Origin of the sequence: Vibrio glycogenivorans (assembly GCF_051660965.1) — a bacterium.
In the GTDB taxonomy this organism is placed as follows: Bacteria; Pseudomonadota; Gammaproteobacteria; order Enterobacterales; family Vibrionaceae; genus Vibrio.
This window is the reverse complement of the sequence record NZ_JBPVIS010000001.1, coordinates 581,999-596,025: the sequence shown is the minus strand read 5'-3', so window position 1 is coordinate 596,025 and position 14,027 is coordinate 581,999. Positions and strand designations below refer to the sequence as shown.

Below are 14,027 nucleotides of genomic sequence, written 5' to 3'. Positions count from 1 at the left end.
TTACGTCAATCCCCAACGCTTTTCTCGCCTCTCGCCTCTCGCCTCTCGCCTCTCGCCTCTCGCCTCTCGCCTCTCGCCTCTCGCCTCTCGCCTCTCGCCTCTCGCCTCTCGCCTCTCGCCTCTCGCCTCTCGCCTCTTTTTAATATAAGCTTTGGCGCTAATAATCTGTTTATAAAAAGGGAATGGCTGGCCAATGGCGGGTGAGTTTAACCTGATCGAAAAGTATTTTGTTGACCGTCAAGCGCGGCGCAGTGATGTGTTGTTGGCGGCGGGGGATGATTGTGCGTTGCTTGAGGTGCCTGAGGGGATGTCGATTGCGCTGAGTACTGACAGTTTGGTGGCGGGTACGCACTTTCTTGCTGATGCGCCGCCGGCTTGGGTGGCGCATAAGGCGTTGGCATCTAATCTCAGTGATCTTGCTGCGATGGGGGCGACGCCGGCTTGGGTATCGATGGCCCTGACGATGCCTGAGCCTGATGAGGCATGGCTGGCTCCATTTTGTGAGGCGTTTTTTGCCCTCGCCGATCGTTATAATTTGAAATTGATTGGCGGTGATACCACCAAAGGCCCATTGAGTATTACTCTGACGGTCCAAGGCTTTGTGCCTAAAGGTCAGGCGCTACGCCGCAGTGGCGCGCAGGTTGGCGACAGTATTTATGTCACCGGCCAACTGGGTGATAGCAAGGCGGGGCTGGATGTGATTTTAAACCCAAGCCAACAGGAGCGGCCTGAGGCGCAAGCCTTGGTTAAGCGTCATTTCCACGCCACGCCACGTATCGAGGTGGGAGAGGCCCTGCGTCCCTTTGCTAGCGCCGCAATTGATATCTCAGATGGCCTGATTTCCGATCTTGGCCACATCCTCAAGGCATCGAAGGTCGGCGCTGACATCAATGTCGATGCCTTACCGCTCTCAGCCTCGTTACTGTCATTTGTTGCTAGCCACTCGTTAGCCCGCCAATATGCGCTGACCAGTGGCGAAGAGTATGAGCTGTGCTTTACCGCCCCGCTGCAGCATCAAGCACAGTTAGATCACATTGCTGCCCAGTGCGGGGTGGCACTGACTTGTATTGGCACTATTCACACAGCGCCACAACTTACCCTTCATGCGAGTGGCGAGCCGCTCGACTGGACTATTTCTGGTTACGATCACTTTAAGGAAACACCATGACCAACCCAAAACAACACCTCTCTATGTCCAACCCATGGCATTTGCTTGCAACAGGTTTTGGTAGTGGTCTCTCCCCGGTTGTGCCAGGCACCATGGGCACACTAGCATCAATCCCGTTTTACCTATTACTGGTTCAACTGCCCCCGTGGCTGTATGTCATTATCGTGCTGGCCTCATGCTGGGTTGGGGTGACGATCTGCCAAAAAACCTCTGACGACATGGGCGTCCACGACCACGGCTCTATCGTGTGGGATGAGTTCGCTGGTTTTTGGATCACTATGCTAGTGGTACCCATGCTGTCGATTTCACCGTTCGACTGGAAATGGCTGATTGCCGGTTTCGTCCTGTTCCGCTTCTTCGACATGGTCAAGCCATGGCCAATCGGCTGGCTCGACAAGCGCATCCACGGCGGCCTCGGGATTATGGTTGATGATATTGTGGCTGGGGTGATGTCGGCGGTTGCGTTGGTTGGCGTGGGGCTTGTTTCTGGCTGGTTATAGCCTGTAGCCAGAGAGGCGAGATCGCGTTGCTGCGAGAAGCGAGAGGCGAGTGTTAGCTCGCTTTTCGAGAGCAGTTATCTTTACAACGTCATGAGCGTTTAGCTCCAGAAATTCAACGCGCGACTAACAATCTCGCCTCTCGCTTCTCGATTCTCGCCTCTGTCATTTAAGTTTTTGAAGATCCGCCTCGATCTCCGCGATCTTGCTCGAGACGACTTTTTCAAGATGGCGTAGGTCGCTGAGGATCTTTTGTTTAACGTCGACTTCGGCGATTTTTTCTGGTTTGGTGATGGTGTTGAGCTCGTCGATGATTAGGGTTAGGTTGCGGTTGATCTCGGTGACTTCTTTGTAGTGGTGGGTGCTGCTGTCGACCAGGACGTGTTTGACTTGGCGTGGGTACTTGAACTTAACGCTTTTGGCGAATAGCTCCCCTTTTTGCTTGCGAAAATAGATTTTGAGCACGTCTTTATGTGCTTCTTGACGTAGGGAATAGCGCTCGATCTGCATTGGGTCTTGAATGCCTAAACCATTGAGGTTGGGGAACATAACAGGCCTCTCTTATTTACTGGGTAGAGCATGACTGACTAGAGTTATCATCTGAACGGCTCGTAAGCATGAATATCGCAATGAACCTTTTAATAACTGTAACAGTAGAGGCCGCATCTCGACAGTGAGCTGCGGCCTCTTTTAATGAAAAACCAGTGAGTTGTGCACGAGTTCGCTATTCTGGTGCGAGCTCTGAGACACTCTTTTTCAGTGATTCTGTCAGTTGCTGCTCTTGCTCTGCATCCAGCTTGCCGCCGGTTGGACCGGTGATGATAAAGAAATCCTCCGCGCGCTCACCGATAGTGGTGATCTTAGCGGCATGGATACTGATATCCAGCTCGGAGAACGTCGCCCCGACCTTGGCGAGCAGGCCAGGGGTGTCCAAGGCGACAAACTCGACAAACGAGTGCTTTTTACTCTTGGTTGGCAAGAAGTTGACCCGCGTTTTGACCTTAAAGTGCTTAAGGTTGCGCGGTGCGCGTCTGGTGCGGATCTTGGTTGGTCTGCCGTCTTCAAGTACGTGCAATAGGTGTTTAATCACCGCCTTGTGACGCGACTCATCGATCGCCTCGCCATGCTGGTCAAGCACCATAAAGGTATCGAGAACAAAGCCATCTTTGCTGGTCATTACTTGCGCATCGTGGACGTTAAAGTTACGTCGGTCGAGCTCGGCAACCACAGTCGCGAATAGAGATTGCTGATCCTTGCTGTAGACAAACACCTCAGTGCCGCCTCGCGTTGCCTTCTTACTGATAAGGACCATTGGCTGCTCTGGGTCTTCATGGCGCAATAGGTTCATGCCGTGCCAAGCGATCTGCTTGTGGGTGTGGCGCAGGAAGTAATCGGCCTTAAAGCGCTGCCATAGCACCTCAATCTCACGAGCGGTGAAGCCCTCTTTGCGTAAAATAGCCGAGGCGAGGTGCTGGTTGTGGCGAATGCGATCGCGCACATCGACTGGGTTTTCCAGGCCACGGCGCAACGCGCGCTGAGTAGAGTAGAACAGCTCAGCGAGTAGGGTGCGTTTCCAACTGTTCCACAGCTCTGGGTTGGTGGCGCAGATATCGGCAACCGTCAGACAGACCAGAAACTCTAGATACTCTTCGTCACGGACCTTCTTAGCAAACTCGGTGATCACCTCAGGGTCATAGATATCGCGACGCTGCGCGGTAACCGACATAAGAAGGTGGTTTTGCACCAGCCAAGAGACCAGTTTAGATTCTGGTTTTGACAGGCCATGCTCAAGACAGAAGTCGTATGCTTCGACAGCACCAATCTCAGAGTGATCACCACCGCGCCCCTTACCGATATCATGGAAGATGGCGGCGAGGATGAGTAGCTCCTTCTTCTGGATACGTGGGAAGACCTCACAGCAGATAGGGTGCTTATCGCGGTTTTTCGCGTAGCTATAGCCATTAATGTGCTTGAGCAGGCGCATACTATGCTCGTCCACGGTGTAAACATGGAATAGGTCAAACTGCATCTGACCAACAATTTGGCTCCACTGTGGCAGGTAGGCAGAGAGCACTCCCAGACGGTGCATTAGGCTAAATGCCTTGTGCAGTGAGTTGGGATGGCGACACAGTGCCATAAATTTCTCGCGCGCTTCTGGCAGCTCGTGCAGGAACTTATTAAGGCGACGTCTGGCGGTGCGTAATTGACGCATGGTAGCCGGTGCCACGCCCTCGATGGTCGAGTCGTTGGCGATATGCAGGAACATATCCAAGATGGTGTCGGGGCGAGCTTGGAACAGCGCAGGCTTGCGCGCTTCAATCAATTTGCCACGACGCTGGAAATCATCACTCAATACAACTGCATCTTCGGCAACGCCGTTGTTGAGAATCGCTTGGTCGAAGATCTTCAGCAGCATCTTATTCAGTTCAGCAACCCGGCGTAGGGTGCGATAGAACTCCTTCATCATCATCTCAACACCGCGATTCCCTTCACCGACATAACCCAGGTGCTCGGCGACATTGGCTTGATGGGCGAAGGTCAGACGGTTGTCGTAGCGGCGCAGGTCGATATGCAGCGCAAAGCGCACGCGCCAGAGGAAGTCTTGGCACTCCAGCAGCTCGCGATACTCAGCATCGGTGAGAAAGCCGTAGCGGCTCATCTCCAGTAGCGAGGTCGCACCAAAGTGGCGACGGGCAATCCAGCTTAGGGTGTGGATATCACGCAGGCCACCAGGGGTCGATTTGATGTCCGGCTCTAGGTTATAGGTGGTGTCGTGATAGCGCGCATGACGCTCTTTCTGCTCTTCGAGTTTGGCTTTATAAAACACCTCACTTGGCCAGAATTGCTCTGAATGGATCTCTTGCTCAAGCAGTGAGAAGGTCTCTTCACAGCCGCACAGCAGGCGAGCTTCTTGCAGATTGGTTGCTACGGTCAGGTCATCGCGTGCAATCTCAGCACACTGAGACACGGTGCGCACCGCATGACCCACCTCAAGGCGCAAGTCCCATAACAAGGTAATAAACTCACTGACCTTAGCCTCTAAATGGTTGGGCAGGGTGAGCTTAGAGACAATCAGGATATCGATATCTGACAGTGGGTGTAGCTCAGCACGCCCATAGCCGCCAACGGCAACTAGGCTGATATGCGGCAGCTCATTAAAGCCAAAGTGTTGCCACAGCCTCTCGAGCAGGCTGTCCATATAATTGGAGCGACCGAGCACCAATTCGGTAATCGACTGGTGGTTAAAAAACTGCTGTTTTTGGTGCTCAGCAAATTGCTCGAGTTGCTGTTTGAGAGCGGTGATGGAGAGCTGCTGCTCTTCCAATGTCAAGGGTGATTGAATCGACATAGATGCATTCCGTGCAAGCAATAATAAAAGTACTTTATCAAAAGCATAGGACTGATGTTACAAAAAACTAAAGGGGCGAGGTGCGAGGACGGGCGATGCCCTACAGGAAGCGAGGAGTGTCCAGCGTGTTTGGACTCCTCGCTCCTCGGAACGGAGTGATACTCGAAGTGAAACGTCCCCGAGACTTAACTGTTGTTCATGTGGCGTGGGATGGTGTCGTCTGAACGTAGGGTTAGGACTTCACAGCCGTCTTTAGTCACCACAACCGTGTGTTCCCACTGGGCTGAGTTTTTGCCATCGCCGGTGTAGACTGTCCAGTCATCTTCGGCGTCGACGCTACAGCCGAATTTGCCGGCGTTGATCATTGGCTCGATGGTGAAGCACATGCCTTCTTTGAGGATGCGACGGTCAGCGTTTCGATAGTGGACGACTTGCGGCTCTTCGTGGAACTCATTACCGATGCCGTGGCCACAGAAGTCCTTAACGATAGAGAACTTGTTACGTGGGTTTTTCTTGTTGTTGTCTTTGATGTACTTCTCAATCGCGGTGCCGATGTCGCCAACGGTTGCGCCTGGTTTAACCTTGCGCATACCAATGTACAGCGCTTCTTGCGCAACCATACATAGGCGCTTGTCTGCTGGAGACACATCACCAACTAGGAACATCTTAGAGGTGTCGCCGTGGTAACCGGCTGGACGGGTTGATAGGTCTGCGCTCTCATCATCTGGGACGATCACTGTGATGTCGACGTTAATGATGTCGCCATTTTTCAATACCGCTGGCTTGAGCTGACCATTGCTGCCCATCTCGTCTTGTGTGGCTGGGATGCCGTGACACACGATGTGGTTGATTGAGGTACAGATTGATTTAGGGAAGCCATGGTAATCCAGAGGCGCCGAGTACGCGCCACGCTCGAGTGCGTAGTCGTGACAAATCTGGTTTAACTCTTCGGTTGTCACACCCTCTTTGATGTGTGGCTCGATCATTTCAAGAATCTCGCCTGCGAGTTTGCCCGCCAGACGCATACGTTCGATTTCTTGTTCTGTTTTGATTTTGATTGACATAAATCTTTCTCAATAAGCTGCTCGCGCAGGTTGGTTGCTGGCGACTATTCTATCAGGATAAGTCTGTACGTGTAAGTGAGAAGCGACTGCATCTCGCGTCTACCTTTACAGGATGGGTGACTTTAGCGAGATTTTACTAGCCTAAAGCGGTAAAAATATGGTATAAAGCGCGCCGGAATCATCACAGTTGTCTTCGTTATCGGCGATGCTGCGGTAGATTCTACACTTAACTTTAAATCACACACATTCCGACACATGTTCCGGGGTGCCCGCTTTTAGGCAGGGTCGGATACATGGGGGATGTGGAGGCCTAACCCCATAGAGGATTTTAAAATGGCAACTGTATCAATGCGCGATATGCTAAAAGCTGGTGTTCACTTCGGTCACCAGACTCGTTACTGGAACCCAAAAATGAAGCCATTCATCTTTGGTGCTCGTAACAAAGTTCATATCATCAACCTAGAAAAAACTGTACCTATGTTCAACGACGCTCTAGCAGAACTTGCTAAAGTTGGCGAGAAGAAAGGTAAAGTACTATTCGTAGGTACAAAACGCGCTGCATCTGAAGCTGTTAAAGAAGCTGCTATTGCAAGCAACCAATTCTACGTTAACAACCGCTGGCTTGGCGGTATGCTAACTAACTACAAAACTGTTCGTCAGTCTATCAAGCGTCTAAAAGACCTAGAAGCTCAAGCTCAAGACGGTACTTTTGAGAAGCTAACTAAGAAAGAAGCTCTAATGCGTACTCGCGAAATGGAGAAGCTAGAGAAATCTCTTGGTGGTATCAAAGATATGGGCGGCCTACCAGACGCTCTATTCGTAATCGACGCTGATCACGAGCACATCGCAGTTAAAGAAGCTAACAACCTAGGTATCCCAGTTTACGCTGTAGTTGATACTAACTCTAACCCAGACGGCGTTGACTTCGTTATCCCAGGTAACGACGATGCAATCCGTGCAGTACAGCTTTACCTAAACGCTGCTGCATCTGCGGTTACAGAAGGTCGTAACAAAGACGTAGCTCAAGCTGCTGACAAAGATGGTTTCGTAGAAGCTGAATAATAGCGGCTCACTGTTAATCTTGGTTTGCGTGAAATTATCTGTTCACATAAACTAAGTTATAGTTAGTTACAGGGGCCCCCAAGCGGCCCCTGATTTTTACCTTATTTAGAATCAACCGAGGAACAGAGAATGGCTGTAACTGCTGCTCTAGTTAAAGAACTGCGCGAACGTACTGGCGCAGGTATGATGGAATGTAAGAAAGCGCTTGTTGAAACTAACGGCGACATCGAACTAGCAATCGAAAACATGCGTAAGTCTGGCGCTGCTAAAGCTGCTAAGAAAGCAGGTAACGTAGCTGCTGAAGGCGCAATCATCATCAAAGAAGAAAACGGTGTTGCTGTTCTTCTTGAAGTTAACTGCCAAACTGACTTCGTTGCTAAAGATGCTAGCTTCACTGCTTTCGCTGAAGAAGTGGCTGCTGACGCACTTGCCACTAAAGCAACTGCTGAAGAGCTTCAAGCGAAATTCGAAGAAACTCGCGTTGCTCTAGTAGCTAAAATCGGTGAAAACATCAACATCCGTCGCGTACAATACGTTGAAGGCGAAGCTATCTCTGCTTACCGTCACGGTGAGAAGATCGGTGTTGTTGTTGCTGGTTCTGGCGACGCAGAAACTCTTAAGCACGTTGCAATGCACGTTGCTGCTTCACGTCCAGAGTTCGTTAACCCAGAAGACGTACCTGCAGACGTAGTTGAAAAAGAGAAAGCGGTTCAAGTTGAAATCGCAATGAACGAAGGCAAGCCTGCTGAGATCGCTGAGAAGATGGTTGTTGGCCGCATGAAGAAATTCACTGGCGAAATCTCTCTTACTGGTCAAGCGTTCGTAATGGAGCCTAAGAAATCTGTAGGCGAAATCCTAAAAGAGCGCGGCGCTGCTGTAACTAACTTCGTACGTCTAGAAGTTGGTGAAGGTATCGAGAAAGCGGAAGAAATGAGCTTCGCTGACGAAGTTGCTGCAGTTCAAAAAGGTTAATCCTTTCTGACTTGCTCAATGATTAGACCGTAGCCTTGGCTGCGGTCTTTTTGTGAGATGGGTTTAATCGTGATGAATTGGAATTGCGGACTTAATAGTTTCAATTCGTGACTGTTAATCAATAACTCTCTACTGGAAGGTAAACTCCATGGCTACAAACCCTAAACCAGCATATCAACGAATCCTGTTAAAACTGAGCGGCGAAGCACTTCAAGGCGACGAAGGCTTTGGTATCGATCCAACCATCCTTGATCGTATGGCTCAAGAAGTAAAAGAACTGGTTGAACTGGGTGTTCAAGTGGGTGTGGTTATCGGTGGTGGTAACCTGTTCCGTGGTGCTGGCCTTGCTGAAGCGGGCATGAACCGTGTTGTGGGTGACCATATGGGTATGCTAGCAACTGTAATGAACGGCCTGGCGATGCGCGATGCGCTGCACCGTGCTTATGTTAATGCACGCGTGATGTCTGCTATCCCACTAAAAGGTGTGTGTGACGACTACAACTGGGCAGACGCAATCAGCCAACTGCGCACTGGTCGCGTGGTGATCTTCTCTGCCGGTACTGGTAACCCATTCTTTACCACTGACTCTGCAGCGTGTCTGCGCGGCATCGAGATCGAGGCTGACGTGGTACTAAAAGCAACTAAGGTTGATGGCGTGTTTACGGCTGACCCAGTATCAAACCCAGATGCTGAACTGCTTGACCACCTTTCTTACACGCAAGTGCTAGAAAAAGAGCTGAAAGTGATGGATCTAGCGGCGTTTACCCTAGCGCGCGACCACAAAATGCCAATCCGTGTGTTCAACATGAACAAGCCAGGTGCTCTTCGCCGCGTGGTGATGGGTGAAGCGGAAGGCACACTAATTAGTGACGCAGAATAAACTCTGATAAAGAAAGGCTTGAGGAAATTCCCCCAAGCCTTTGAGTTCTGATAGAATGTCGAGATTCGGTTCTGTTAGACCTCATTCTACCGTGGCATCGGGTGCCAATGACCACCTGATAAGCGGCAAAGAAAACAATATTAAGGTGAGATTGTGATTAACGAGATCAAACAAGACGCTCAAGAGCGCATGGACAAGAGCGTTGAAGCTCTACGTAACACCCTTTCTAAAGTACGTACAGGTCGTGCACACCCAAGCCTACTAGCGGGTATCTCAGTTGAGTACTACGGTGCGCCAACGCCTCTAAACCAGGTAGCTAACGTAGTCGCAGAAGATGCACGTACGCTGGCGATCACGGTATTCGACAAAGAGCTAACGCCAAAAGTCGAAAAAGCGATCATGACGTCTGACCTAGGTCTAAACCCAATGTCTGCGGGCACGATTATCCGTGTTCCACTACCACCGCTAACAGAAGAGCGTCGTAAAGACCTAGTTAAGATTGTACGTGGTGAAGCTGAAGGTGGTCGTGTTGCTATCCGTAACATCCGTCGTGACGCAAATAACGATCTTAAAGCATTGCTAAAAGACAAAGAGATCTCAGAAGACGAAGATCGCAAAGCACAAGACGAAATCCAGAAGCTGACCGATGCGGCAGTGAAAAAGGTTGATGAAGTTCTTGCTGCAAAAGAAAAAGAGTTGATGGAAGTATAATCCCTCTTACTCTCTCCCTAAAACGCTGTGCTGTGTCACAGCGTTTCTTATTTATCTATCATCTATTTCACTTCCAATTGTAACGCTTATGCAAACTAACCAACTCGCCTCTGACAGTCTCCCACAGCATATTGCCATTATTATGGACGGCAATGGTCGTTGGGCGAAAGAGCAGGGTAAACCAAGAGTGTTTGGTCATAAGAACGGGGTAAAATCCGTGCGCAAGACCATCTCAACAGCCAGCCAACTGGGCATCAAGGCCGTGACGCTCTTCGCGTTTAGTAGTGAGAACTGGCAGCGCCCTGAAGAAGAAGTCGGCGTATTGATGGAGCTGTTTATTACCGTTCTATCAACAGAAGTCAAAAAGCTGCACCAAAATAATCTACGCTTACGTGTGATTGGCGACACGCAGCGCTTCAGTTCGCGCCTGCAAGATAAGATTGCCAAGGCACAAGCATTGACGGCAAACAACACCGGGATGGTGATCAACATTGCTGCTAACTATGGCGGCAAATGGGATATCACCCAAGCGACGCGCAAGATTGCTAAGTTGGTTGAGCAAGGCCAGGTGGCTGCAGAGGCGATCGACGAATCATTGATCACCTCGCACTTGACCATGTCAGATTTGCCTGAGGTTGATCTTTTGATCCGCACCAGTGGTGAATGTCGCATTAGTAACTTTATGCTGTGGCAGTTGGCTTACGCAGAGATGTACTTTACCCCTGTCTACTGGCCGGATTTTGGTGAGGACAATCTTATTGAGGCGGTGACCTGGTTTATCAATCGCGAGCGCCGTTTTGGTTGCACTGGTGAGCAAGTGAAAGCTCTAATGACTTCATCATAGAGTAGGACATAAAGTTTGAAGCAAAGAATAATTACTGCGTTGATACTCGCACCTCTTGTTATTTTGGGTATTTTTTTCTTACCCCTAGGTTTTTTTGTATCCGCGATTACCCTTATTACCCTCCTTGGCGCGTGGGAGTGGACCCAGTTTGTTGGTCAGCAATCACGCCCTCTTGCCCTGCTTCCGATAGTGATTGTCACGGCGCTCTCTTTTGTTGTTCTTCCTTTTGACGCGCAGAGCCTCAACTCCGTTGGTGCAGGGCACATTGCCTTGTTGGCCATCGGCAGTGTTTGGTGGTTGTTCGCTTCAGCCCTAGCACTGAGTTATCCTAAGTCGGCCAAGTTTTGGTCTGACTCGTGCCCGCTGCGACATGTGTTCGGCATGCTGACTTTACTTCCGTTCTTGTGGAGTATCGTTATGTTGCGCGCGGATAGTGTCCTTGAGCAACCCTACTACGGCGCTAAGTTGGTGCTATTCGTGTGCTTGATTGTTTGGGCAGCGGACAGCGGTGCCTACTTCGCAGGCCGTGCCTTTGGTAAGCGCAAGATGGCACCTCACGTCAGTCCTAATAAGACGATTGAGGGGCTTATCGGCGGCATTGTGACGGCATTTGTGGTGGCGCTTTTGGCAGCGAAAGGCTTTGAGCTTGAGTTCTCAAGTACTGGCAGCATGCTGATGATTACCTTGCTGACTGTGATTATTTCGGTTTTGGGTGATCTTGTGGAAAGCATGTTTAAACGAGTGGCTGGCATCAAAGACAGCAGTAACCTTATTCCCGGTCATGGTGGGATTCTAGATCGCGTCGATAGCCTCACGGCAGCGTTCCCGGTCTTTGCTTTCCTTTACTACGTATTCTAAGTCAGGCGATATCGTCTGACCCTGATTTTATCGGTTGTTTTAATGAGAAAGCTTACTATCCTTGGCGCCACAGGATCGATTGGCGCCAGCACCTTCAAAGTTATCGAAAATAATCCCGAGCTCTACTCGGTGGTGGCGATCGCCGCTGGGTCTAACCATCAGAAGATGCTTGAGCTGTGTATTAAGTGGCAGCCGCGCTATGCGGTCATGGCGGACAAACAGGCTGCACGCCTTCTCGAACAAGCTATTCACAAGCATTCGCTAGCCACTCAAGTCCTGGCCGGTGTTGAGGGTATGGTCGAGGTTGCGACGCTGTCTGAGGTGGATACCGTGATGGCGGCGATTGTCGGCGCTGCGGGTCTGGTGCCGACGCTGGCCGCGGTTAAGGCGGGTAAGCGAATCCTACTGGCGAATAAAGAAGCACTGGTGATGTCAGGGCAGGTGTTTATCGATGCTGTGCAGGCCTCGGGCGCTGAGCTGCTGCCTGTTGACAGTGAGCACAACGCGATTTTTCAGTGTTTGAATCGTGATATTCAAACGCAAATGGGACATTGCGATCTGACCGCGCATGGCGTGAGCAAGATTTTGCTCACGGGCTCGGGCGGACCTTTTCGTTACACCGACGTAGAACAACTTGAACACGTCACGCCGCAGCAAGCGATTGCTCACCCGAATTGGTCAATGGGACCCAAAATCTCGGTGGATTCTGCGACGATGATGAACAAGGGTCTTGAGTATATCGAGGCTAAGTGGTTATTTAATGCCGCACGTGAACAGCTTGAGGTGATTATTCACCCTCAATCGGTGATCCATTCGATGGTGCAGTACAACGATGGCTCGGTGCTAGCCCAGATGGGTGAGCCAGATATGGCGACCCCGATTGCTTGCGCGATGTCGTATCCGCAGCGTACCCCATCGGGTGTCGGTGCTTTGGATTTTACCACTCTTGGCCAGTTGACGTTTATGGCGCCGGATTATCAGCGCTACCCTTGCCTTAAGTTGGCGATTGACGCCTGTTATGAGGGGCAGCATGCCACGACGGCCATCAATGCAGCCAATGAGATAGCGGTTGAGGCCTTCTTGCAGGGGCAAATCCGCTTTACCGATATTGCTCGCATCAATGAGAAGGTGTTGAACAAAGCCTGTGCGATGAACCTACACTCACGCAGCTATGACTTGGAAAGCCTGATTGACCTCGATAGAATGGCTCGTACACTCGCACACGAATCGCTAAAGGAACGCTAGTTATGACCGGTATTTTATGGAATTTCGCCTCCTTCGTCATCGCGCTTGGCATTTTGGTTGCCGTACACGAATTCGGTCACTTCTGGGTGGCACGCCGCTGTGGTGTGAGGGTTGAAAAATTCTCTATCGGGTTTGGTAAGTCTATCTGGTCGCGCATTGGTAAAGATGGCACAGAGTACAGTGTCTCGATTATCCCACTCGGTGGCTACGTTAAAATGCTTGATGGCCGCGTTGATGACGTGCCGGCCAGCGAGCAACAGTTTGCTTTTGATAAGAAACCTCTCCTGCAGCGCTCCGCTATCGTAGCGGCTGGTCCTGCGTTTAACTTCGCTTTTGCTATCTTCGCTTATTGGCTGGTTTTTTTGATTGGTGTGCCTGCAGTGAAGCCGGTGGTAGGGCAAGTGACCCCTCAATCGATCGCCGCAGAAGCCGGATTGCAACCTGGCATGGAACTTATTGAAGTTTCTGGCGTCAAAACGCGAGACTGGGAATCGGTTAACATGGGGCTGATCGCACACATTGGTGATGAGCGCATGACACTGACGGTGACCACACCAGAGCGAGTCGGTAGCGCCGAGATTAAAACCCTGGATTTAACTGAGTGGCAATTTGACCCAGAGCGCGAGTCTGCATTGACGTCACTCGGCTTTCGCCCTTATACCCCGGAAATTCAGTCCGTATTGACTAACGTCGCGGAGGATGGTGCAGCGGCGAGAGCAGGTATGCAAGTGGGAGATGAAATCATTGCGATTGGCGGCATCGAGTCGCCAAGCTGGGAGCAAGTCGTAGAGGCGATTCAATCAAGTCCTGACAGCCCGATTGAGGTGTTGGTTGCGCGTGATGGTACAAACGTCAATGTTACGCTTATTCCCCATTCACGTTCTGAACGTGGGCGCGATGATGTAGGTTTTGCTGGTATTGCTCCTCAGGTCTCAGAATGGCCACAAGACTATCGCTTCGACCTGCAATATGGTGTATTTGAGTCAGTGGGCAAAGCGGTCGAAAAGACCGGGCAGGTGATCGGCTTGACGGTTACCATGCTCAAAAAACTGATTGTCGGTGATGTTGGTCTGAACAACTTAAGCGGACCGATTTCCATTGCCCAAGGGGCGGGTGCGACCGCCGACTATGGTTTAGTGTACTTTCTTGGTTTCCTCGCCCTGATTAGTATCAACCTTGGAATAATAAATTTAGTGCCATTGCCGATGCTTGACGGTGGCCATCTGCTGTTTTTTGCTGTTGAGGCGGTGACTCGCCGTCCAGTGCCAGAGAAAATTCAAGAGATGGGTTATCGCGTCGGCGGTATGATTATTTTTGCCCTAATGGCAGTGGCTATCTTTAATGATTTTGCGCGCCTGTAGATAAGGCAGTAGTGAG

13 protein-coding genes are annotated in these 14,027 nt (G+C 50.7%); 10 read left to right on the top strand and 3 right to left on the bottom strand.

From position 1 onward, the window contains the following. Positions 1-193 precede the first annotated feature (193 nt). Positions 194-1,168 carry a thiamine-phosphate kinase gene (thiL, locus tag ACSTTG_RS02775; RefSeq protein WP_438473721.1) on the top strand — a complete coding sequence of 325 codons (975 nt, stop codon included), beginning with the start codon at positions 194-196 and terminating at the stop codon, positions 1,166-1,168. After that, complete coding sequence (gene pgpA / locus ACSTTG_RS02770) at positions 1,165-1,668, top strand: phosphatidylglycerophosphatase A (protein ID WP_438473720.1); 504 nt, start codon at positions 1,165-1,167, stop codon at positions 1,666-1,668. The genes thiL and pgpA overlap by 4 nt, the downstream gene beginning before the upstream one ends. A gap of 162 nt (positions 1,669-1,830) precedes the next feature. Here the strand turns inward: pgpA and ACSTTG_RS02765 are convergent, their stop codons facing one another. From ACSTTG_RS02765 to map, 3 genes are all read right to left on the bottom strand, one after another. Then, positions 1,831-2,214, bottom strand: coding sequence for a DUF3461 family protein (locus ACSTTG_RS02765; RefSeq protein ID WP_438473719.1), 384 nt, complete (start codon positions 2,212-2,214; stop codon positions 1,831-1,833). Positions 2,215-2,389: 175 nt separating this feature from the next. Continuing rightward, positions 2,390-5,014, bottom strand: a complete 2,625-nt coding sequence (gene glnD, locus ACSTTG_RS02760) for a bifunctional uridylyltransferase/uridylyl-removing protein GlnD (RefSeq protein WP_438473718.1) — start codon at positions 5,012-5,014, stop codon at positions 2,390-2,392. Between the two features lie 185 nt (positions 5,015-5,199). Further along, on the bottom strand, positions 5,200-6,078 hold the full coding sequence (gene map, locus ACSTTG_RS02755; RefSeq protein ID WP_438473717.1) for a type I methionyl aminopeptidase: 879 nt from the start codon (positions 6,076-6,078) through the stop codon (positions 5,200-5,202). Between the two features lie 333 nt (positions 6,079-6,411). On the opposite strand from map, the gene rpsB reads away from it, so the two are divergent. The 8 genes from rpsB to rseP all read left to right on the top strand — a co-directional run bounded on the left by rpsB (position 6,412) and on the right by rseP (position 14,011). Further along, complete coding sequence (rpsB, locus tag ACSTTG_RS02750) at positions 6,412-7,140, top strand: 30S ribosomal protein S2 (RefSeq protein WP_438458899.1); 729 nt, start codon at positions 6,412-6,414, stop codon at positions 7,138-7,140. A gap of 129 nt (positions 7,141-7,269) precedes the next feature. Further along, entirely contained in the window at positions 7,270-8,112 is an 843-nt protein-coding gene (gene tsf / locus ACSTTG_RS02745) for a translation elongation factor Ts (protein WP_438458898.1), read from the top strand. A gap of 148 nt (positions 8,113-8,260) precedes the next feature. After that, the gene (pyrH, locus tag ACSTTG_RS02740) at positions 8,261-8,992 is read left to right on the top strand and encodes a UMP kinase (protein WP_438458897.1); all 732 of its coding nucleotides are present in this window, start codon (positions 8,261-8,263) and stop codon (positions 8,990-8,992) included. Between the two features lie 153 nt (positions 8,993-9,145). Next, positions 9,146-9,703 carry a ribosome recycling factor gene (gene frr, locus ACSTTG_RS02735; RefSeq protein WP_438458896.1) on the top strand — a complete coding sequence of 186 codons (558 nt, stop codon included), beginning with the start codon at positions 9,146-9,148 and terminating at the stop codon, positions 9,701-9,703. 88 nt (positions 9,704-9,791) lie between these two features. Next, positions 9,792-10,547 carry an undecaprenyl pyrophosphate synthase gene (uppS, locus tag ACSTTG_RS02730; protein WP_438458895.1) on the top strand — a complete coding sequence of 252 codons (756 nt, stop codon included), beginning with the start codon at positions 9,792-9,794 and terminating at the stop codon, positions 10,545-10,547. A gap of 15 nt (positions 10,548-10,562) precedes the next feature. After that, positions 10,563-11,405 carry a phosphatidate cytidylyltransferase gene (locus tag ACSTTG_RS02725; protein ID WP_438473716.1) on the top strand — a complete coding sequence of 281 codons (843 nt, stop codon included), beginning with the start codon at positions 10,563-10,565 and terminating at the stop codon, positions 11,403-11,405. A 42-nt stretch (positions 11,406-11,447) separates the two neighbouring features. Continuing rightward, on the top strand, positions 11,448-12,650 hold the full coding sequence (gene ispC / locus ACSTTG_RS02720) for a 1-deoxy-D-xylulose-5-phosphate reductoisomerase (protein WP_438473715.1): 1,203 nt from the start codon (positions 11,448-11,450) through the stop codon (positions 12,648-12,650). Between the two features lie 2 nt (positions 12,651-12,652). Beyond that, a complete protein-coding gene (gene rseP / locus ACSTTG_RS02715; RefSeq protein ID WP_438458892.1) occupies positions 12,653-14,011 on the top strand; it encodes a sigma E protease regulator RseP in 1,359 nt (452 codons plus the stop codon). Positions 14,012-14,027 lie beyond the last annotated feature (16 nt).

Coding starts and splice junctions, on each gene's coding strand:
- rpsB (WP_438458899.1), top strand. CDS start 6,412: ATGGCAACTGTATCAATGCGCGATATGCTAAAAGCTGGTGTTCACTTC.
- glnD (WP_438473718.1), bottom strand. CDS start 5,014: ATGTCGATTCAATCACCCTTGACATTGGAAGAGCAGCAGCTCTCCATC.
- ispC (WP_438473715.1), top strand. CDS start 11,448: ATGAGAAAGCTTACTATCCTTGGCGCCACAGGATCGATTGGCGCCAGC.
- ACSTTG_RS02765 (WP_438473719.1), bottom strand. CDS start 2,214: ATGTTCCCCAACCTCAATGGTTTAGGCATTCAAGACCCAATGCAGATC.
- rseP (WP_438458892.1), top strand. CDS start 12,653: ATGACCGGTATTTTATGGAATTTCGCCTCCTTCGTCATCGCGCTTGGC.
- map (WP_438473717.1), bottom strand. CDS start 6,078: ATGTCAATCAAAATCAAAACAGAACAAGAAATCGAACGTATGCGTCTG.
- uppS (WP_438458895.1), top strand. CDS start 9,792: ATGCAAACTAACCAACTCGCCTCTGACAGTCTCCCACAGCATATTGCC.
- pgpA (WP_438473720.1), top strand. CDS start 1,165: ATGACCAACCCAAAACAACACCTCTCTATGTCCAACCCATGGCATTTG.
- pyrH (WP_438458897.1), top strand. CDS start 8,261: ATGGCTACAAACCCTAAACCAGCATATCAACGAATCCTGTTAAAACTG.
- tsf (WP_438458898.1), top strand. CDS start 7,270: ATGGCTGTAACTGCTGCTCTAGTTAAAGAACTGCGCGAACGTACTGGC.
- thiL (WP_438473721.1), top strand. CDS start 194: ATGGCGGGTGAGTTTAACCTGATCGAAAAGTATTTTGTTGACCGTCAA.